Source organism: Rhizobium sp. WSM409 (assembly GCF_057653825.1).
Window position 1 is genome coordinate 2,267,709 of sequence record NZ_CM172794.1, and the last position, 19,339, is coordinate 2,287,047.

At 59.8% G+C, this 19,339-nt stretch carries 17 protein-coding genes; 15 read left to right on the plus strand and 2 right to left on the minus strand.

Annotated elements, in window-relative coordinates; translation table 11 throughout:
- The first annotated feature begins 45 nt into the window (after positions 1–45).
- From AC25BC_RS11355 to AC25BC_RS11400, 10 genes are all read left to right on the plus strand, one after another.
- Positions 46–804, plus strand: coding sequence for an alpha/beta fold hydrolase (locus tag AC25BC_RS11355; RefSeq protein WP_012757755.1), 759 nt, complete (start codon positions 46–48; stop codon positions 802–804).
- A gap of 403 nt (positions 805–1,207) precedes the next feature.
- Positions 1,208–1,930, plus strand: a complete 723-nt coding sequence (locus AC25BC_RS11360) for a DeoR family transcriptional regulator (protein ID WP_012757756.1) — start codon at positions 1,208–1,210, stop codon at positions 1,928–1,930.
- Between the two features lie 176 nt (positions 1,931–2,106).
- The gene (gene deoC, locus AC25BC_RS11365; RefSeq protein WP_041935535.1) at positions 2,107–3,135 is read left to right on the plus strand and encodes a deoxyribose-phosphate aldolase; all 1,029 of its coding nucleotides are present in this window, start codon (positions 2,107–2,109) and stop codon (positions 3,133–3,135) included.
- A 5-nt stretch (positions 3,136–3,140) separates the two neighbouring features.
- Positions 3,141–5,528, plus strand: a complete 2,388-nt coding sequence (locus AC25BC_RS11370) for an aldehyde dehydrogenase family protein (protein WP_012757758.1) — start codon at positions 3,141–3,143, stop codon at positions 5,526–5,528.
- 159 nt (positions 5,529–5,687) lie between these two features.
- Positions 5,688–6,143 (plus strand): RbsD/FucU family protein, encoded by a 456-nt coding sequence (locus tag AC25BC_RS11375; protein ID WP_113548321.1) that lies wholly within the window; start codon positions 5,688–5,690, stop codon positions 6,141–6,143.
- Positions 6,144–6,155: 12 nt separating this feature from the next.
- Complete coding sequence (gene rbsK / locus AC25BC_RS11380; protein WP_113548320.1) at positions 6,156–7,088, plus strand: ribokinase; 933 nt, start codon at positions 6,156–6,158, stop codon at positions 7,086–7,088.
- Positions 7,085–7,960: a carbohydrate ABC transporter permease gene (locus tag AC25BC_RS11385; protein WP_128438421.1), complete on the plus strand. Its 876-nt coding sequence runs from the start codon at positions 7,085–7,087 to the stop codon at positions 7,958–7,960. The genes rbsK and AC25BC_RS11385 overlap by 4 nt, the downstream gene beginning before the upstream one ends.
- Positions 7,957–8,985 (plus strand): carbohydrate ABC transporter permease, encoded by a 1,029-nt coding sequence (locus AC25BC_RS11390; protein WP_112846370.1) that lies wholly within the window; start codon positions 7,957–7,959, stop codon positions 8,983–8,985. Before AC25BC_RS11385 ends, AC25BC_RS11390 begins: the two co-directional genes overlap by 4 nt.
- Before the next feature lie 44 nt (positions 8,986–9,029).
- The gene (locus tag AC25BC_RS11395; RefSeq protein WP_128438420.1) at positions 9,030–10,484 is read left to right on the plus strand and encodes an extracellular solute-binding protein; all 1,455 of its coding nucleotides are present in this window, start codon (positions 9,030–9,032) and stop codon (positions 10,482–10,484) included.
- Between the two features lie 216 nt (positions 10,485–10,700).
- Positions 10,701–11,789, plus strand: coding sequence for an ABC transporter ATP-binding protein (locus tag AC25BC_RS11400; protein WP_128438419.1), 1,089 nt, complete (start codon positions 10,701–10,703; stop codon positions 11,787–11,789).
- Between the two features lie 274 nt (positions 11,790–12,063).
- Here AC25BC_RS11400 and AC25BC_RS11405 read toward each other — a convergent pair whose 3' ends face one another.
- Positions 12,064–14,298, minus strand: coding sequence for an OmpA family protein (locus AC25BC_RS11405; RefSeq protein WP_128438418.1), 2,235 nt, complete (start codon positions 14,296–14,298; stop codon positions 12,064–12,066).
- Between the two features lie 331 nt (positions 14,299–14,629).
- On the opposite strand from AC25BC_RS11405, the gene AC25BC_RS11410 reads away from it, so the two are divergent.
- From AC25BC_RS11410 to AC25BC_RS11425, 4 genes are all read left to right on the plus strand, one after another.
- Positions 14,630–15,403, plus strand: a complete 774-nt coding sequence (locus AC25BC_RS11410) for a transporter substrate-binding domain-containing protein (RefSeq protein WP_003560025.1) — start codon at positions 14,630–14,632, stop codon at positions 15,401–15,403.
- Between the two features lie 113 nt (positions 15,404–15,516).
- Positions 15,517–16,323, plus strand: a complete 807-nt coding sequence (locus AC25BC_RS11415; RefSeq protein ID WP_003560027.1) for an ABC transporter permease — start codon at positions 15,517–15,519, stop codon at positions 16,321–16,323.
- Positions 16,320–17,150: an ABC transporter permease gene (locus AC25BC_RS11420; RefSeq protein ID WP_012757766.1), complete on the plus strand. Its 831-nt coding sequence runs from the start codon at positions 16,320–16,322 to the stop codon at positions 17,148–17,150. Before AC25BC_RS11415 ends, AC25BC_RS11420 begins: the two co-directional genes overlap by 4 nt.
- Positions 17,151–17,312: 162 nt before the next feature.
- Positions 17,313–17,579, plus strand: coding sequence for an usg protein (locus tag AC25BC_RS11425; RefSeq protein ID WP_012757767.1), 267 nt, complete (start codon positions 17,313–17,315; stop codon positions 17,577–17,579).
- A 64-nt stretch (positions 17,580–17,643) separates the two neighbouring features.
- On the opposite strand, the gene AC25BC_RS11430 is transcribed toward AC25BC_RS11425, so the two are convergent.
- The gene (locus AC25BC_RS11430) at positions 17,644–18,369 is read right to left on the minus strand and encodes a DUF2270 domain-containing protein (RefSeq protein WP_012757768.1); all 726 of its coding nucleotides are present in this window, start codon (positions 18,367–18,369) and stop codon (positions 17,644–17,646) included.
- A gap of 115 nt (positions 18,370–18,484) precedes the next feature.
- On the opposite strand from AC25BC_RS11430, the gene AC25BC_RS11435 reads away from it, so the two are divergent.
- Positions 18,485–19,303 carry a class I SAM-dependent DNA methyltransferase gene (locus tag AC25BC_RS11435; RefSeq protein WP_012757769.1) on the plus strand — a complete coding sequence of 273 codons (819 nt, stop codon included), beginning with the start codon at positions 18,485–18,487 and terminating at the stop codon, positions 19,301–19,303.
- Positions 19,304–19,339: the final 36 nt, after the last annotated feature.

Below are 19,339 nucleotides of genomic sequence, written 5' to 3' on the forward strand. Positions count from 1 at the left end.
CATCACGATCCCAATCATCAACAACGACCCCAAGGAGTGATAGTCATGAACAAACGTCTTCTTTTCACTGCAGCCCTTGCCTTTGCCACCACCGCCATCGCATTCGCGGCGGAGGCTGCCGAGGTCAAGAACATCGTGATCGTCCACGGCGCGCTGGCCGATGGCTCGGGATGGCGCAAGGCGACTGACATTCTCGAGAAGCGCGGCTTCAACGTCACCATCGTCCAGCAGCCCATCACCTCGCTCGATGACGATGTGGCGGCGACCAAGCGCGTTCTCGACCTTCAGGACGGACCGGTCCTGCTCGTCGGCCACAGCTATGGCGGCATGGTCATCACCGAAGCCGGCAACGATCCCGCGGTCGCGGGCCTGGTCTATGTCGCCGCATTCCAGCCCGACAAGGGCGAAAGCCTGCTGAGCCTCGCCAGCTCGAAGCCCGCCGGCAGCATGGATATAAAGGAAACGAAGGACGGCAAATATCTCTATCTCGATCCAGGCGCCTTCGCCGCGGATTTCGCAGCCGACCTTCCGCAAGCCGACGCCGATTTCATGGCAAAGTCACAGGTCTTCGCCGCAAAGCAGGCATTCTCCGCCAAGATCACTCAGCCGGCATGGCGGACAAAGAAAAGCTGGTCGATCGTCGCCACCGAGGATCGCTCCATCAACCCCGAGCTTGAACGCGACATGGCAAAACGTGCCGGAAGCAACGTGACTGAAATAAAGGCAAGCCACGCCGTCTTCGCATCCCAACCGGAAAAGGTTGCCGATGCGATCGAAACGGCAGCAAGGAAAGCCGGCGAGTAGCGCGCGCAGCCAGGAATGTCCTAAGCAGCCGCGAGGATGAAGCCTCTGGTCGGAAGGCCACCCCGACCAGAGGCGTGACGAACTCGCCCCTGCCGGCCGAGAATGTCGATCTCGTCGTCACCCGCTTCCCCGCAGCCGAAGTGAGGCACCATCTATGCAGTTTTGTGATTATTTCATCACGAAAATGGAAGATTTGTCACAAATTCTCATTTCAAATTGCGGGGTTTCCCTGTAAAATTGTGACGATATGCCATGTTGCGCGCAACTGGCTGGTGCAGAAGCTGTAGCTCGGCGCAAATGCCGAGTCGTAGCTCGAGGGACAGACAAGATGAGAATGGCAGTCCCTTGTTAAATTTTGATCAGAACACTATTCCAGGTGTAAACGATAAGGGAGAGATGCGATATGGATAGTCGCAAGGGCCGGCGCATCGCAGTCTTATCCGAGGCCCTTTCACAACATCGCATTCTGCACATCAAGAATGCTGCGGAGATCCTGGGCGTCTCAGAGATGACGGTTCGGCGTGATGTCGGCGCCAATGCAGACCAATTCGCGTTTCTCGGCGGCCATATCGTTCCGGCTATCGAAGCGGAAAACGATCCCTATGAAATTTCCAAGGCAGCCGACAGTCATGCCGCTGCAAAACGGCAAGTTTGCATACAAGCCATTGATTACATTCACCATGATGATACGGTGTTTTTCGATTGCGGCACCACGTTACCCTATCTGGTCGATCTCCTCCCAGACCAGATTCATATAACGGCGATCTGTTACGCCATGAATGTCGCCGATCGTCTGACGCGAAAACCCAACGTTCGCCTTGTTATGCTCGGTGGTCTTTATCACCCAGCATCGGCGAGCTTTTCCGGTGCCTCGGGGCTGGAAATGCTCGATCAGCTTGTGATCAACGTGGCATTTCTTTCAGCAGCCGGTGTCGATGCCCGGCGTGGCGCGACCTGCGCGCATTTTCACGAAGCGGAGATCAAGAAAAAGGCGATGTCCCGGGCACGAAAGAATATTCTTCTCGCCGACAGCAGCAAAATCGGCAAGCTCAAGCCAGCCTTTTTCAGCGACATGAAGTCGTTCGACGTGGTCATCACCGAAAACGGCATGGACGATTTCGACTGAGAAATCCCGCATTTTTTCTGCGTCTGGCGAAATCTAAACTTGACGCAGCGGCGCGGTGATGCAAACTTCACAAACAGTGAAAAAAAAATCACATTTGAGCCAGTCGTGAAACTTCGTCTGCGTGCCTCTTCACTGATGGCAACAGGATCTTCACGCTCGGATCGGGAGGATTCTAGTTGGAAACCGTTGCTGTTCACAATGCGGCAAACGCGGCGCATCATGGAGGCCCTTCGCGATTGCCGGACGGCACCCATAACCGGCCGCGCAATACCGGTATGGGACTCGATCTGTCGTGGGTGCTTGATACCCGGGTCAACCTGTCTGCAACCGAGCGCCGCGTAGCCTCGCTTCCTGGGCGCCGCACCGTCAAAAAGGACGCACAGGCTGCTTGGCTCCTGAAGGCGGTGACCTGCATCGACCTGACAACGTTGAACGGCGACGATACCCCTGAACGCGTCAAGCGGTTGTGCGCGAAGGCGATGAATCCGATACGCGCCGACATTCTGGATTCTCTCGGCATGAGCGGCCGTTCGATCACCACCGGCGCCATCTGCGTCTACCATCGTTTTGTTGCAACGGCCGTCGAGGCGCTCGGAGATTCCGGCATTCCGGTCGCCGCGGTTTCGACCGGTTTCCCTGCCGGCCTCAGCCCGCACCACCTCAAGGTCAAGGAAATCGAGGCGTCAGTTGCCGATGGCGCGAAGGAAATCGACATCGTCATCACCCGCGAGCATGTGCTGACCGGCAACTGGACAGCACTTTACGAGGAAATGAAAGAATATCGCGCAGCCTGCGGTGATGCGCATGTCAAAGCCATTCTGGCGACCGGCGACCTGAAGACGCTCCGCAATGTCGCCAGGGCCTCGCTGGTCTGCATGATGGCCGGAGCCGATTTCATCAAGACCTCGACCGGCAAGGAAGGCGTCAATGCGACGCTGGCCGTGACATTGACCATGCTGCGGGCGATCCGCGCATATCAGGAGCGCACCGGTATCAAGATCGGCTACAAGCCGGCCGGAGGCATTTCCGCGGCGAAGGACGTGTTGAACTACCAGTTCCTGATGAAGGACGAACTGGGGCGCGAATGGCTGGAGTCCGATCTCTTCCGCATCGGTGCATCAAGCTTGCTTGCGGATATCGAGCGGCAGCTGGAGCATCACGTCACCGGTGCCTATTCGGCCCTCAACAGACACCCGATTGGATGATCCAGATGACTGTTGCAAAGTATTTCGACGAAATGTCCTACGGCCCCGCCCCTGAATCCGATATCGAAGCTCGCGACTGGCTGGCGCGCCACGCTTCCGGTTTCGGTCACTTCATCAATGGCGCGTTCGTGCCCTCCGCGTCGGTCAAGAACTTCGACACGTTCGAGCCGGCCACCGGCAAGGTCCTGGCCAAGCTTGCGAATGGCGGCGCGGCCGATGTGGACAATGCGGTTGCTGCGGCCCGCAAGGCACAGGCGTCATGGGCGCGGCTGCCGGGCCACGCGCGGGCGCGCCATCTCTATGCGCTTGCCCGGATGATCCAGCGCCATGCGCGTCTGATTGCTGTGGTCGAGGCAATCGACAACGGCAAGCCGATCCGCGAAACCCGCGATCTCGACGTGCCCCTGGCGGCTCGTCATTTCTATCATCACGCCGGATGGGCGCAAATCCAGGACACGGAATTTGCCGATCATGTGCCGGTCGGCGTCGTCGGCCAGATCATCCCGTGGAATTTCCCATTCCTGATGCTGGCCTGGAAAGTGGCGCCGGCTTTGGCACTCGGCAACACCGTCATCCTGAAGCCTGCCGAATTCACCTCGCTGACGGCGCTTCTCTTTGCCGAACTGGCATCCGCGGCGGGCCTTCCGCCGGGCGTACTCAATATCGTGACGGGAGAAGGCGAAACAGGCGCGCTGCTCGTCGGGCATGCGGATATCGACAAGATTGCCTTTACCGGATCGACCGAAGTCGGGCGCGTTATTCGCGAGCGTACCGCGGGTAGCGGCAAATCCTTGACGCTGGAACTCGGCGGCAAGTCCCCTTTCGTCGTTTTTGACGACGCCGATATCGACGGCGCCGTGGAAGGCGTGGTCGACGCGATCTGGTTCAACCAGGGACAGGTCTGCTGCGCCGGTTCGCGGCTTCTGGTCCAGGAAGGCATTGCCGATCTTTTCCACGAGCGGCTGAAGCGCCGGATGGAGACATTGCGGGTCGGTCAGCCTTTGGACAAGTGCATCGATATGGGTGCGATCATAGCGCCTGTGCAATTGACGCGGATCGAAGCGCTGGTGAAAAAGGGAGTTTCAGAAGGCGCGACGCTGCATCAGGCCAAGATCGACCTGCCGAAGGGCGGCAGCTTCTACCCGCCGACGCTTCTCAGCGGCGTGCAGCCGACATCGATCGTCGCGACCGAGGAAATCTTCGGGCCGGTCGCGGTCTCCATGACTTTTCGCACACCGGAAGAGGCGATCCAGCTTGCCAATCACACCCGCTACGGCCTCGCCGCCAGCGTCTGGAGCGAGACGATCGGCTTGGCGCTGAACGTTGCGGCAAAGCTCGCAGCCGGCGTGGTCTGGGTGAATGCCACCAATCTTTTTGATGCCGCCGTCGGTTTTGGCGGCAAGCGCGAATCCGGATTCGGCCGCGAAGGCGGACGCGAAGGTTGCTACGAATATCTGAAGCCGAAGGCTTGGGTCGGTCGCAAGGCGCGCGCAGCCATGCCTGCACTTTCGCAGGCGAAGCCGGTTGCCGGCGATTTTGCCCTGCCAAGCATCGACCGGACGGCAAAGCTCTTCATCGGCGGCAAGCAGGCACGCCCGGACGGCAATTATTCCCGTGTCATCGCCTCACCCAAGGGCAAGGCGATCGGGGAGGTCGGCGAAAGCAACCGCAAGGACATCCGCAATGCGGTGGTTGCCGCACAGGCCGCCTCCGCCTGGTCGAATGCGACCACTCATAACCGCGCCCAGATTCTCTATTACATCGCCGAAAACCTCAGTGGCCGCGCCGACGAGTTCGCCTCGCGGATAACAGCGATGACCGGAGCTTCCGCAGCCAATGCAAATGCCGAGGTCGACGCCGCGATTTCCCGTCTCTTCACCTACGCAGCCTGGGCGGACAAATATGAAGGCGGCATTCACCAGCCACCGCTTCGCGGCGTTGCCCTGGCCATGCCGGAAGCCATCGGCGTCGTTGGCGTCATTTGCCCGCCGGAAGCGCCGCTGCTCGGCTTTATCAGTCTGATTGCGCCGTTGATTGCCACCGGCAATCGTGTCGTCGCCGTGCCGAGTGAGGCCTTCCCGCTTTCGGCCACGGATTTCTATTCCGTTCTGGAAACGTCGGATGTGCCTGCCGGTGTCGTCAATATCGTCACCGGGTCGGCGATCGAACTGGCAAAGATCCTTGCCGCGCACAATGACGTTGATGCGTTGTGGGCCTTCGGCTCGGCTGAACTTTCGACGACGGTGGAGAAGCTGTCTTCGGGCAATCTCAAGCGAACCTTCGTGGACAATGGCAAGGCGACGGACTGGATGGACAAAGCCGCTGCCGAAGGCGCGCTATACCTTCGCCGCGCCGTGGATGTGAAGAATATCTGGATCCCCTACGGAGAATAAGGGCTCCAACCCTGGTCATTCGGGCGGGAGGAGAACCGCACCGGCAGGCGAGAACAATGGAATTTGAGGGAATCGCAGAGCTGTAACGGAGCTGCGGTTATCGGGTTCTGTTTTGCGGCACGAGGTGCTGCGAAATGGTGCAACTAAGGGAGGATTTCCATGCTGAAGAATATCGATCCGGCTCTGAATGCGGATGTGCTGCACGCGCTCCGGTCCATGGGACATGGTGACACGGTCGTCGTTTCCGACACCAATTTTCCTTCGGATTCCATTGCCCGGCAAACGGTGCTCGGCAAGCTGTTGCGCATAGACAATGTGTCCTCTGCCCGCGCCATCGAAGCTATTCTTTCGGTAATGCCGCTGGATACGCCGCTGCAGCCGTCCGCCGGGCGAATGGAAATCATGGGCGCGCCGGACGAGATCCCTTCAGTGCAGCAGGAAGTCCAGGCCGTTATCGACGGCGCCGAGGGCAATCCGGCGCCGATGTACGGCATCGAGCGTTTCGCCTTCTATGAGGAAGCCAAAAAGGCCTATTGCGTCATCACCACGGGCGAAAACCGCTTCTACGGCTGCTTCCTCTTCACCAAAGGCGTGATTCCGCCGGAAACTGTTTGAGAGGAAACGATAATGAAGGTGGGTGTTTCGATCCTCGGGATTTTCGTCGCCGACACGGCCTATCTGGCCAAGCGCATGCCAAACATTGGCGAGACCATCACCGGGACCGGTTTTGCAGTAGGCCCGGGCGGCAAGGGATCCAACCAGGCTGTCGCTGCTGCCCGCGCCGGTGGAACAGTCTCCTTCATCTCGAAGATCGGCCGCGACACGTTCGGCGACATGGCGCTGAAGACCTATGCGGAAGCAGGGGTGACGCCGAAGGTTGTGCAGATGGACGATATGCCGACCGGCGCTGCCTTCATCTACGTCAATGACGGTAACGGCGACAATGCGATCATCGTCTATCCAGGCGCCGCAGGCACCATCGGCCTTGGTGATGTCGAGGCGGCACGCGAAACCATCGAGCAATCAGCCGTTTTCGTGACCCAGCTCGAACAACCGGCCGAAGCGGCACAGCGCGCCCTCGAAATCGCCCATGCGGCCGGCGTTACCACTGTTTTCAATCCAGCGCCGGCCGAGCCGTTTCCGGAGACGATCTATCCGCTCTGTGACTATATCGTGCCAAACGAAACCGAGGCAGCCGCCATCGTCGGTTTTCCGCTCGACACGCTCGACGACGCCAGACGGGCTGGCGACGCCTTTCTTGCCAAGGGCGTGAAAGCCGCGCTGATCACACTGGGTGGTCGCGGTGTGCTCTATCATAAGGCCGGGCAATCGGTTCATGTTCCGGCGATCTCGGCGGGCGCAGTCATTGATACCACCGGCGCCGGCGACGCATTTGTCGGTGGCTTCTCGGCAGCGCTCTCGCGGGGCTCCAGTCCGGTCGAGGCCGTGCGTTTCGGCTGCGCGACCGCCGGTATCGCTGTGACGCGGCGGGGTACCGCGCCTGCAATGCCGACGATCGAGGAAATCGAGGCGCTTCTGCAGAAAGGAGGCGCAGCATGACCCGCAACGATCCGGTCAAACACTTCTTCATCTGGCCGGCGCTGCTGATCGTGCTGGTGATCTCGATCTTCCCGCTGATCTATTCGCTGACCACCAGCTTCATGAGCCTACGGCTCGTGCCGCCGATCCCCGCGCATTTCGTCGGCTTCGGCAACTATGCGGAACTGCTTCAGAACCCTCGCTTCTGGAGTGTCACCTGGACGACGACGATCATCGCTTTTGTTGCGGTGTCGCTGCAGTATGTCATCGGTTTTTCCGTGGCGCTGGCGCTCAGCCGTCGGGTGCCTGGCGAAGGTTTGTTCCGGGTCAGCTTCCTCGTGCCAATGCTGGTGGCGCCCGTCGCCGTTGCACTCATTGCCCGCCAGATCCTCAACCCGACGATGGGCCCTCTCAATGAGTTGATGACCGCCTTCGGCTTTCCCAATCTGCCGTTTCTGACGCAGACCAGATGGGCTATCGGCGCCATCATTTCCGTCGAAGTGTGGCAGTGGACACCCTTCGTCATCCTGATGCTTCTTGCCGGGCTGCAAACCCTGCCGGAGGACGTCTACGAGGCTGCCGCGCTTGAAAATGCCAGTCCCTGGCAGCAGTTCTGGGGGATCACTTTCCCGATCATGCTGCCGATTTCGGTGGCGGTGGTCTTCATCCGCCTCATCGAGAGCTACAAGATCATCGACACGGTGTTTGTCATGACAGGCGGAGGGCCCGGCATTTCGACCGAAACGCTGACCTTGTTCGCGTATCAGGAGGGCTTCAAGAAGTTCAACCTCGGCTACACCTCCGCCCTGTCCTTCCTGTTCCTGATCGTCATCACCGTGATCGGGCTCGTCTATCTCGCCATCCTGAAGCCCTATCTGGAGAAGCACAAATGAGTGTGCGTGACCTCAAAGGATCCGGCCGCTGGTGGGCGCTCGCAGGCTGCCTGCTCTGGCTGGCCTTCACCTTCTTTCCGCTTTACTGGGTCGCGATCACCTCGTTCAAGTCGCCGCTCGGCGTCGTCGGCGGGCCGACCTATATACCATTCGTCGACTTCGACCCGACGCTGACAGCCTGGAGCGAGCTTCTGTCGGGCGCGCGCGGCCAGTTCTACAACACCTTCATCGCCTCGACGATCATCGGGCTTTCCGCATCGGTGCTGGCCACCTTCATCGGATCCATGGCAGCCTATGCGCTGGTGCGCTTCACCTTCGAGGTAAAGCTGCTGTCCGGCGTGATTTTCGTCGTTGTTGCCTTTGGCGGATATCTTCTCGGCCGTCACGTGCTGGGCTACGGGCAGGCTATTTCGCTGATCTTTGCCTTTGTTGCAGCGCTTGCGCTCGCCATCGGCTCCAGCCGAATGAAGCTTCCAGGGCCGCTTCTTGGCAATGATGATATCGTCTTCTGGTTTGTCAGCCAGCGCATGTTTCCGCCGATCGTCGCCGCCTTTGCCTTGTTCCTGATGTACACGGAAATGGGCAAGTTGGGGTTCAAGCTGGTGGACACCTATACGGGCCTCACCTTCGCCTATGTCGCCTTCTCGCTGCCGATCGTGATCTGGCTGATGCGCGATTTCTTTGCGGCACTGCCGGTGGAAGTCGAAGAGGCGGCGATGGTCGACAATGTGCCGTCGTGGAGAATTTTCTTTGGTATCGTCCTGCCCATGTCCAAGCCGGGCCTGATCGCGACATTCATGATCACGCTCGCCTTCGTCTGGAACGAGTTCCTGTTCGCACTCTTCCTGACCAGTTCCAAATGGCAGACCCTTCCCATTCTCGTCGCAGGGCAAAACAGCCAGCGCGGCGACGAGTGGTGGTCGATATCGGCAGCCGCCCTGGTCGCGATCATACCCATGGTCGTCATGGCGGGCATTTTGAGCAGGCTGATGCGGTCTGGCCTGCTTTTAGGAGCAATAAAGTGACCGTTCGACAAGCCTAGTCATTGTTCAATTCCGGGGAGGAAAACATGAGAAGATTCCTATTGAGTTCAACGGCCGCAGGACTACTTGCTGCGGCGGGCGTCACATCCGCGCTCGCGTGCGAACCGGACTACACCGGTGTCACGCTCACCGCCACGACGCAGACAGGCCCCTATATCGCCTCTGCGCTACAACTCGCGGCCAAGGGCTGGGAAGAAAAGACCTGCGGCAAGGTGAATGTCGTCGAATTTCCGTGGTCGGAACTCTATCCGAAAATCGTAACCTCGTTGACCTCGGGCGAAGACACGTTCGACGTGGTCGCCTTTGCGCCGGCCTGGGCACCGGACTTCACCGATTTTCTCTCGGAAATGCCCAAGGCGATGCAATCAGGTGCCGACTGGGAGGACATCGCGCCGGTTTACCGCGAGCAACTGATGGTTTGGAACGGCAAGGTCCTGTCGCAGACCATGGACGGTGACGCCCATACCTATACCTACCGCATTGATCTGTTTGAAAACGCGGAAAACCAGAGCGCCTTCAAGGCGAAGTATGGCTACGATCTGGCCCCACCGAAGACATGGAAGCAGTATCTCGACATCGCTGAATTCTTCCAGCAGCCGGACAAGGGCCTTTGGGGCACGGCGGAAGCCTTCCGCCGTGGTGGCCAGCAATTCTGGTTCCTGTTCAGTCACGTGGCGGGATACACCAGCCATCCCGACAATCCCGGCGGCATGTTCTTCGATCCTGACACGATGGATGCGCAGGTCAACAATCCAGGCTGGGTGCGCGGCCTGGAGGAATATATTCGCGCCTCCAAACTGGCACCGCCAAATGCGCTGAACTTCTCGTTCGGCGAAGTGAACGCAGCCTTTGCCGGTGGCCAGGTCGCGGAATCGATCGGCTGGGGCGATACCGGCGTCATCGCCGCCGACCCGAAGCAGTCCAAGGTTGCTGGCAATGTCGGTTCGGCATCGCTGCCGGGATCCGACGAGATCTGGAACTACAAGACCAAAAAGTGGGACAAGCAGCCCGAGGTCGTCCAGACTTCCTTCATGGCCTTCGGCGGTTGGCAGGCAGCCGTACCGTCGTCCTCCAAGAACCAGGAGGCCGCTTGGAACTATATCCAGTTCCTGACGAGCCCGGAGGTTTCCGGTCAGGCGGCGATTACCGGCGGCACAGGCGTCAATCCATACCGTCTTTCGCACACGACGAATACAGCGTTGTGGTCGAAGATCTTTTCCGAGCGTGAGGCCAAGGAATATCTTGGAAGCCAGAAGGACGCGGTGACCGCCAAGAACACGGCGCTCGACATGCGCCTGCCGGGCTATTTCTCCTATACGGAAATTCTCGAAATCGAGCTTTCCAAGGCATTGGCTGGAGAGGTGACGCCGCAGCAGGCGCTGGATACCGTGGCTGCCGGATGGAACAAGCTGACGGACGAGTTCGGCCGCGACAAGCAACTGGCAGCCTATCGTTCGTCGATGGGCCTGCCTGCGAAGTAAGCCCATCCTCAACATCTCATCCCGGCGGTGCCGGGATGAGATCAGACATCGTGGAAAGAAGAAGCAAACCATCGCCGCTTAGAGTGCCGTGCGTCCTTTCGGACGAAGGACGCTCTAACTCTTTCAATCCTCGCATCGTGCTTTCCGAAAATCGATTCCGATTTTCGGGCCGATGCGCTGGGCCAGGCGATGGAATTCTCATGAAAAGGTTACAGCATGTCCCAGGTGCGTTTGGATCAGGTCACCAAATCCTTTGGTAGCGTTGAGGTCATTCCTCCGCTCGATTTGGCAATTGCCGACAAGGAATTCGTGGTTCTTGTCGGGCCTTCCGGCTGCGGGAAGACAACCACCCTGCGGATGATCGCGGGGCTGGAACAGACGACATCAGGGGAAATACGTATTGGCGAGCGGGACGTTACTGCGCTGCGCCCGGGTCTGCGCAATTGCTCGATGGTGTTTCAGAATTACGCGCTCTATCCGCATATGACAGTCGCCGAAAACATCGGCTACGGCATGAAGGTGCGCGGAACGCCGAAGCAGGACATCGATGCCGCCGTTGCAAATGCGGCGCGCATTCTCAATCTCGGTGCCTATTTGAAACGCAAGCCGAACGCGCTCTCAGGTGGCCAACGCCAACGAGTGGCAATTGGCCGAGCGATCGTTCGCCAGCCGGATGTGTTCCTGTTCGACGAACCACTGTCCAACCTCGACGCTAAATTGCGCATTGAAATGCGAACAGAAATCAAGCTCTTACACCGCAGACTCAAAACCACGATCGTGTACGTTACACACGATCAGGTAGAGGCGATGACGATGGCAGATCGGGTCGTGGTTATGAATCAAGGGCGGATCGAGCAGGCCGCTGATCCGATCACCCTTTATGAATCCCCGAAGAATCTCTTTGTCGCTGCCTTCATCGGCTCGCCAAGCATGAATTTCATCGAAGGGCGACTTGTGCAAAACTCCGGTGGAATTGCCTTCCAAGCTGAAGGTGGCGTCGACATTGCAGTTCCTACGCAAAAAGCGGAGCGCCTTTCGGCGGCAGTGGGACAGTCAGTGGTTCTCGGAATTCGACCGGAGCATACTATGGCTGGGGATCCCAACGTTCCAACTGTGAGCCTTCAGGTCGCCGATATCGAGCCTCTCGGTCCATACACACTGGCGATCGGCAAGGTCGGGTCAGCACCCTTTACTGCCCAGATCCACGCGTCATCGCGCGTTGGACCGGATGACAGGATTAGCGTTCCAATTGATACTCAAAAAATGCACTTTTTCCTTAAAAGTACCGGAGACACGGTGGGCTAAGAAGCATCGTGAACTTATACGGCAATCCACGAAGAGGACAGTCGGACATCGCGATCTGCGCCGTATGAATTCAAAGATACGTGGCGTCGGCAGCGCCGCATAGGCGCTAAAGGGCGTGGCAATGCCTCGATAGTCGACGACAATCCGCTCTCCTGCCGGCACCGCCCCGCCGGGGAGAAGAGCGAGCCGCACTTCTCAACCATCCTTCAAGCCACTTGGAAAGAAGAAGCAAGACCGAAATGCCCCTCCCCGAAAATGGGGAGGGGCAACATCGTTACTTGTTGGCAGCGACCGGGCGGACCAGTGCCGTGACGCGGCGGATGGTGACGCGGCGGTTTTCCTGCTCAGGGGCCGACGTGTTGACCTTCAGGTAGCTCTCACCATAGCCCTGCGTCGCCAGATTCTCCGGCGCGATGCCGTAGACGTCGGAGAGCACGTTGGCGACCGATTCCGCCCGCTGGTCGGAGAGGATCAGGTTGCTCTGGTCAGAGCCGACGGCATCGGTATGACCTTCGATCAGGAAGGTTTCGCTCGGATCCTTCTCGAGTACCTGGCTGATCGCGTCGGCGACCTTGCGCAAGGTGCGCGCCTGGGTCATCGGGATATCGGCGCTGCCGGTCGCGAAGGTGATCGTGTCGAGGTCGATGCGACGTACCTTGTCGCGGATACGGGCCGAGTACTTCACCTCATCCAGCGAATAGACGCGCTCGACCGGCTCGACTGGCGGCTCGCTCAGGAACTCGTAATAGTCCCGGTTCGGGTCGCTGCGGGTGTCGATGATGTAATCGCTGAGCGGCACACGCAGCCGCATCGGCGGCAGGTCGGCACCCGGATCCTCGAAATAGTCGCGGTCCGGATCGTCATAGAGATCCTGCGAATAATAGAGCACGTTCTCGCGTCCGCGGGCATCGACGCGCGACCGCTGGATGATGTCGCCGTAGCGGTTGCGGATCGTCACGATGCGATAGCCTTCCGGCCGCGTGATCGTCTCGCGGTAGCGGTCGCCGGACAGCTCTTCGTAGCTCGGCCGTTCGCCGTCGCGCAGGAAGCGCCTGTCATCGTCGCCGCGCACGATCGTCCTGTTGTCGTACTGGATGATCACCCGGCTGTCGTCGCTCCCACGGTCGTCGAAGCGCGCACCGTCGGGACGGACGAATCGTGGCCGCTCGTCGAGCTTCCTGCCCTTCTCGCGCGTCACCGCCTCGAGTTTGACCGGCGCCGGCGCCTTGCCGCCGGTGGCGGCCTGTGCATCGGCATCCGAGGTCGGCACCTTCACCTCCTGGCTGTCGGCGCGCTGCCTGTCGCGGTCGCGGCGGCCTTCCCGGCCCTTGCTGCGGTCGGCATCCTTGTCGCTGTCGAGCACGGCCGCACCGTTCTCCACGGGCAGCACGACGGTCTCGCTGCTCTTGGCCGGATCTGCGGCGATCTTCTTGCGGCGTTCCAGCTCCTCGGGCGAAGCCTTTTCCGGCGCCGGAATAGCCTGCTCCGCCTGCTGGCCGCCGCTGGCATCCGGCAGCGGCTGGGCAGTGTCAGTTGCGGGCGCGGTCGGCTGTGCGCCGGCGGGCTGTTCACCGGCAGGCTTTGCTGCCGTGCCATCTTTGGGCTTTTCGGCGGGGGCAGCTTCCGGTGCCGCCGCCTTGTCTTCGGTCGCCTTGCCTTCGGTTGCCTTGCCTTCGGTCGCCTTGTCTGTGGGTGCTTTGTCTGCTGGTGCTTTGTCTGCTGGTGCTGCAGTCTCACCCTTTGCCGGCTTTTTCTCGGCCGGCGCCTCGGCGGCGGGTTTTGCTTCAGGCGTGGCTTCGGGCTTGGCCGATTCCGCAGTCGGCTTCACGGCTTCGGGAGCGGCAGGCTGAGCTTCTTTTTCAGCCTTGCCCTTGCCTTTATCCCGGCCCTGGGCCTTGTCCTGTCCTTTATCCCGTTTGCCGCCTTCCGGCTTGGCTTCGGGCTGTGCCTGCTCCGCTTCCGGCTGAGCTTCCTTTGCTGCCGGCTGCTGTTCTGGTTCGGCCTGCTGCGCCTCCGTCTTCTTCGGCTTTTTCGGCTTTTCCTGGGTTACCGGCTGCTCGGCCTCGGGCTGCGCTTCTGATTTGGCTTTCCGCTGGGGCTTGCTTTCCGGCTGCTGAGCAGGCTCTTCTTTCGGCGCTGCTTCGGCCTTGGGCGCCTCCGGCTCTGCCTTGGGTTCCGGCGCCGGAGCTTCCTTGCGCTCAGCCTTCGGCTTTTCCGCGGGCGCTTCCTGCTGCGCCGGCTTCTCGGCGGCGGGCGCCTGTTCGGCCGGGGCTTCCTCCTTCTGCTTGCGCTTCTTCTTCAGCAACTCCTCTTCGGAAGGCGCATCCTGCGCCACCTCGGCTGGCGCATCTTGCGCCACCTGGAAGCTGCCCTGCTCGGCCTGCCGCACGGGCGAAGCCTGCGTCGCGACGTCACGTACGGCCGCCATCGCCGCTGCCGGCTGCAAAGCCAGCGAAAGAGAAAGCAACGGAAAAGCCGCGCTTGCGAACAATCTTGATTTCATGCCCATCGGGTTTCCTCGATCCTGTTTGAGCTTCTTGAGGCCGCCAGGCCCTGGTTCCGCCCCTAGCTTCGCATTGAGGCGAAACGGCGGAATGGCAATTGCCGAGCCGCCGATTTGTTCCGGTTCTAAGAAGTTGGGGATTAACCTCGCGTGATTGTTGCAGTCTGCCGACGTTCATCTCGCCTGCTATTTGCACCGCACAATTGCGATGGGATTTGTGTTGCAATTCCATGAGAAAAAGTCTGATTATCGCCGCAAGGCGGTCTCAGCACCGTTGAACTGCGGCCGTCAGCCCAACAGAAATAAGGAGCGACGGCTACCAACAGAGAGGATCCTCATGCTTAATTCTACCCGTATTTTCGCGGCAGCCTCGATCGCGGCGATGTCCCTTTTTGCCGGATCGGCCATGGCCGATGGCGAGAAATATGTGATCGGCACCGATTCGACCTATCCGCCCTTCGAATTCGTCGATGCCAGCGGCACCATCCAAGGCTTCGACATCGATATCACCAAGGCGCTTTGTGCCGAGATGAAGGCTGAATGCACCTTCGTCAGCACCGACTGGGATGGCATCATCCCGGCGCTCAACGCCAAGAAGTTCGACATGATCGTCTCCTCCATGTCGATCACGCCGGAGCGTCTGAAGCTCGTCGACTTCTCAAACAAGTACTACAACACCCCGCCGGCCATTGCCGTGCCGAAGGATTCGACGATATCAGACGTCGCCGGCCTCAAAGGCAAGGTGATTGGCGCGCAGACCTCCACGACGCACGCCAACTACGCCGAAAAGCATCTCGCCGACACCGAGCTCAAGCTCTATCCGACCGCTGACGAATACAAGCTCGACGTTGCCAGCGGCCGTGTCGACGCCGTCATCGACGACGTCGTCGTTCTTTCCGAATGGGTCAAGTCCGACGCCGGCGCTTGCTGCAAGATCCTGACGACCCTGCCGGTCGACAAGGAAATCAATGGCAACGGCGCAGGCATTGCTATCCGCCAGGGCGATCCGCTCAGGGAAAAGCTGAACACGGCGATCGCTGCGATCCGCGCCAGCGGTGAATATAAGAAGATCCAGGACAAGTACTTCGACTTCGACGTTTACGGCCAATAAGAAATTCGTTATCTGGCCGACGAAGGTAATGGCGGAAGGCTTGCTCTTCCGCCATTTTTGTTTGACAAGGATTGCAAGATTAAAACGGCAAAAGCCGTGAGGGGAATTCTCGCATGGGCGGATTATTTTCCGCGCTGAGCTCCTTCTGGAGCTGGATTGTGCACATATTCGATCCGCTGTGCGGACCCGTTGGCATCTTCACGTGGTTAGGTCAGTCGACGATCCTTGCCTGTGGCGATACCGGCTGGGGCGACGAGATTGCACTTGGCCTGCAGGTCACCATTTCAGTGGCGATCGTCACCCTGCCGATCGGCCTCGCCATCGGCTTCCTGGTGGCGCTCGGCCAGCAGTCGGAGGAAAAGCCGCTGCGCCTGGCGGCCGGTATTTACACCACGATCTTCCGCGGCCTGCCGGAGCTTTTGACGCTCTTCATCATCTATTACGGCATGCAGATGCTAATCCAGTCTCTGCTGACCTTCGTCGGTTATGACGGACCGCCGATCGAGATCAACGCCTTCCTCGCCGGCGTCATCGCGCTTTCGGTCGTCTTCTCCGCCTACTGCTCGGAAGTGCTGCTCTCGGCCTTCCGCGCCATTCCCAAGGGACAATATGAGGCGGGCGACGCGCTGGGGCTGCATCGCGGCCGCACGCTGCGCCTCATCGTCCTGCCGCAGCTCGTGCGCATCGCGCTGCCGGGACTGACGAACCTCTGGATGGTCCTCCTGAAGGACACGTCCTACGTCTCGATCATCAGCCTTGCCGATATCCTGCGCCAGACGAGTGTCGCCGTACGCGTGACCAAGGAACCCTTCTTTTTCTATGGTCTGGCCTGCTGCCTCTATCTGGTGCTCGCCATCCTTTCCTCCTTTCTGCTCGTCTATGTCGAGCGCTGGGCCAAGCGTTCGGAGATCCGCCGATGAGCTACGCCGAAACACTGATCCCGCCGCAGCCCGCACCCCGGGAAGTGATGAAGCCGATGACACCGGCGCGCATGGCCGGCTATATCCTCGTCGCTCTCTGGGCTCTGCTTGGGGTGCTCCTGGTGATCTCCGTCATCAATGGCTGGGATCCGGAAAAATTCACCCGCTACGGGCCGCGTTATCTCCATGGCCTCTGGATAACGCTGAGCCTCGTTTTCATTTCCGTTATCTGCGGCGCCATCCTGTCGCTGCCGCTCGCCGTGGCGCGCATGTCAAAGAACCGGGTGCTGAATGCGCTGGCCTACGGCTACATCTATTTCTTCCGCGGCACGCCACTGCTTGCCCAGCTGTTCCTGGTCTATTACGGCCTCGGCATATTCCGGCCGCAGCTTGAGGCCGTCGGCATCTGGTGGTTCTTCCGCGAAGCCTGGTATTGCGGCCTCTTTGCCATGACCATCAACACCGCGGCCTACCAGGCGGAAATCCTGCGCGGCGCCATCGAAAGCGTGTCGCATGGCCAGCACGAGGCGGCCGCCGCACTCGGCATTCACAAGTTCATCGCCTTCCGCAAGATCATCCTGCCGCAGGCTCTCATCGTCGCACTTCGCCCTTATGGCAACGAAATCATCCTGCTGATCAAGGGCTCGGCGGTCGTCGCCATCATCACCGTACTCGACCTGATGGGCGAAACCCGTTACGCCTTCTCCCGCACTTTCGACTACCAGACCTATCTCTGGGCGGCGATCTTCTACCTCACCATCGTCGAAGCCTTACGCCATCTCTGGGCCTGGTTCGAGCGCCGCCTGACCCGGCATCTCAAGCGCTGAGCCTTTGGCAGCACTCTCGGGACGATGCTGCCAAACCATTGATATTAAAAATAAATTGCCCTTTTACGAAGTATCTGTAAAGCTTCCGTTAACCACTCGCATGTTTCCATATCATGCAGTGCTAATAAGCGCGCGAGTGGGAACAAGAAGAAGCGGAATACGATGCACAAGGAAATGGAAAAACAACTGAAGGGCTATGGTCTGACGACCGCCCAGATCCTCTACCGCCTGCCGGACCACCCGGTGATCCTACAAACCTATGTCTGGCAGGATTACGACCTCGCCCCCGATTTTCCCGAAATGCGCGGCTTCCTGAAATTCTGGGAAGAGAAGCTCGACGGACCGCTGCATTCGGTGCGCTACATCCACCGCAAGCTGATCTCGGCAACCGAGTGGCGGGCACTGAAGGGCGAGTTGATCCTGCACTGATCGGTTCTGGAGCATGATGCCGAAAAGTGTGAACGGCTTTTCGTAGAACATCATGCTCACCAGATCAGACATGTGCTTCGCCATGGCCGAATTCGCCTTCGTCGCGATCCGAGCGCAGGGCGAAACCGAGCATGCCGACATAGAAGGCGATGACGATTGCAATGACCGCAAGGCCGGGAACCGGCCCGAGCACGGCATTGTCGATGACATAGGCCCATGACTGCGCCTGCAGCGCCGGCATTCCCTCCGTCTGCAGTTTCGGCGTCGAGATCTTCAGGCACCAGGCGAGCAACAGGATGAAATACATCCAGCCGTAATTGCGTTTAAGCCGGCGGTGCATCGCCTCTTGATAGCTGAGCAGAAAGCGCGGCTTGCGCAGGCTACTGGCGACCACCACTGCCCATTCGCTGCCGGCATTGGGGTCGGGCGCCAGAATCTGTGCGAAATAGCAGCGCTCGATCTGGCGAATGCGAGCGCGATAGATATCGAAGAAGCGGTAGCGCCGCGCCTCGATCATCAGAAGCAGCGTCACCAGCATCATCCCGAACAACAGCACTCCGTGATGCGAGGTCGGCGTCGACAGCGACACCGAGAGGAGTGCGGCGACCACCGTGATCGCCCAGTTGGACGTCCGGTCGATGCGGTCGCGCCAGCTCGTCATCCGCCCGAGTTCACCGCGGTAATAATGGCAGAGCGTATTGGTGACCTCGCCTGGTGTGCTAGGCAGCAGCAATGGCCACCCGCCCTCTCCTTCCCTTGCCGATGAAGTCCCGTCTTCCTCCATTTTCATGGCTCATTCCTCCCTTCGTCTTCTTTTCGGCCATTCTGCGCCCGCAATCGCGCCATTGCAAAACATCGAAAGCCGTCTTAGACGCATGCCTGAAACAAAAGGACGATGGACTGTGATGGCAAAGAAGATCGACGAAGATGCCCTTGGCGAGGCCTACAACCGCGCGCTGGAGCTGGAAAAGGCCGGAGATGTTGATGCGGCCGTTGCAGCCTATGAGGAAGTCCTGGCACTCGATCCCGACGATCACGGTGGTGCGGCCGTACGCATCGCCGCGATGGGCCGCGGCGAAACGCCGGTCAAGGCGCCCGATGCCTATGTCGAGACCTTGTTCGACCAGCATGCCGAGGTTTTCGAGGACGTGCTCGTCGAGCAGCTCGGCTATCACGTGCCGATGCTGGTGCGCCAGCGCCTGCAGGCGCTGAAGCTCGGACCGTTCAAGCGGCTGCTCGATCTCGGCTGCGGCACGGGCCTCACCGGCGGCGCGCTACGCGACCTCTGCGCTGATATGACCGGCATCGACATATCGGAGAAAATGGTCGAGATCGCCCATGAGAAGGATCTCTACGAGACGCTCTTCGTCGCCGAGGTCGAGGATTTCCTCGACGACAACGACGAGGAAGCCTTCGACATCATCGCCGCCACCGACGTGCTGCCCTATCTCGGCGCACTCGAACCGCTGTTCTTCGGCGCCGCCGAGAACATAATGCCGGGCGGATTGTTCATCTTCTCCTCGGAAACCCTGCCTGAGGAAATTCTCGCCGGCCGCGCCTATATGGTCGGCCCGCACCAGCGCTTCGCTCATGCCGACGCCTATGTCAGAGAACGCCTGACGGCCACGGGTTTCGAACTCGTCGAGATATCGGATATCAACGTGCGCATGGAAGAAGGCCGGCCGACACCAGGCCATTTGGTGATCGCCCGGTATAATGGCTGACGCCAACACCTGGTAGATCGGCTGACGGAATACTTG

What these genes read in the sequence shown, in the direction of transcription:
- AC25BC_RS11355 (WP_012757755.1), top strand. Translation starts at nt 46, where the DNA reads ATGAACAAACGTCTTCTTTTCACTGCAGCCCTTGCCTTTGCCACCACC.
- AC25BC_RS11360 (WP_012757756.1), top strand. Translation starts at nt 1,208, where the DNA reads ATGGATAGTCGCAAGGGCCGGCGCATCGCAGTCTTATCCGAGGCCCTT.
- AC25BC_RS11370 (WP_012757758.1), top strand. Translation starts at nt 3,141, where the DNA reads ATGACTGTTGCAAAGTATTTCGACGAAATGTCCTACGGCCCCGCCCCT.
- AC25BC_RS11375 (WP_113548321.1), top strand. Translation starts at nt 5,688, where the DNA reads ATGCTGAAGAATATCGATCCGGCTCTGAATGCGGATGTGCTGCACGCG.
- rbsK (WP_113548320.1), top strand. Translation starts at nt 6,156, where the DNA reads ATGAAGGTGGGTGTTTCGATCCTCGGGATTTTCGTCGCCGACACGGCC.
- AC25BC_RS11385 (WP_128438421.1), top strand. Translation starts at nt 7,085, where the DNA reads ATGACCCGCAACGATCCGGTCAAACACTTCTTCATCTGGCCGGCGCTG.
- AC25BC_RS11390 (WP_112846370.1), top strand. Translation starts at nt 7,957, where the DNA reads ATGAGTGTGCGTGACCTCAAAGGATCCGGCCGCTGGTGGGCGCTCGCA.
- AC25BC_RS11395 (WP_128438420.1), top strand. Translation starts at nt 9,030, where the DNA reads ATGAGAAGATTCCTATTGAGTTCAACGGCCGCAGGACTACTTGCTGCG.
- AC25BC_RS11400 (WP_128438419.1), top strand. Translation starts at nt 10,701, where the DNA reads ATGTCCCAGGTGCGTTTGGATCAGGTCACCAAATCCTTTGGTAGCGTT.
- AC25BC_RS11405 (WP_128438418.1), bottom strand. Translation starts at nt 14,298, where the DNA reads ATGGGCATGAAATCAAGATTGTTCGCAAGCGCGGCTTTTCCGTTGCTT.
- AC25BC_RS11410 (WP_003560025.1), top strand. Translation starts at nt 14,630, where the DNA reads ATGCTTAATTCTACCCGTATTTTCGCGGCAGCCTCGATCGCGGCGATG.
- AC25BC_RS11415 (WP_003560027.1), top strand. Translation starts at nt 15,517, where the DNA reads ATGGGCGGATTATTTTCCGCGCTGAGCTCCTTCTGGAGCTGGATTGTG.
- AC25BC_RS11420 (WP_012757766.1), top strand. Translation starts at nt 16,320, where the DNA reads ATGAGCTACGCCGAAACACTGATCCCGCCGCAGCCCGCACCCCGGGAA.
- AC25BC_RS11425 (WP_012757767.1), top strand. Translation starts at nt 17,313, where the DNA reads ATGCACAAGGAAATGGAAAAACAACTGAAGGGCTATGGTCTGACGACC.
- AC25BC_RS11430 (WP_012757768.1), bottom strand. Translation starts at nt 18,369, where the DNA reads ATGAAAATGGAGGAAGACGGGACTTCATCGGCAAGGGAAGGAGAGGGC.
- AC25BC_RS11435 (WP_012757769.1), top strand. Translation starts at nt 18,485, where the DNA reads ATGGCAAAGAAGATCGACGAAGATGCCCTTGGCGAGGCCTACAACCGC.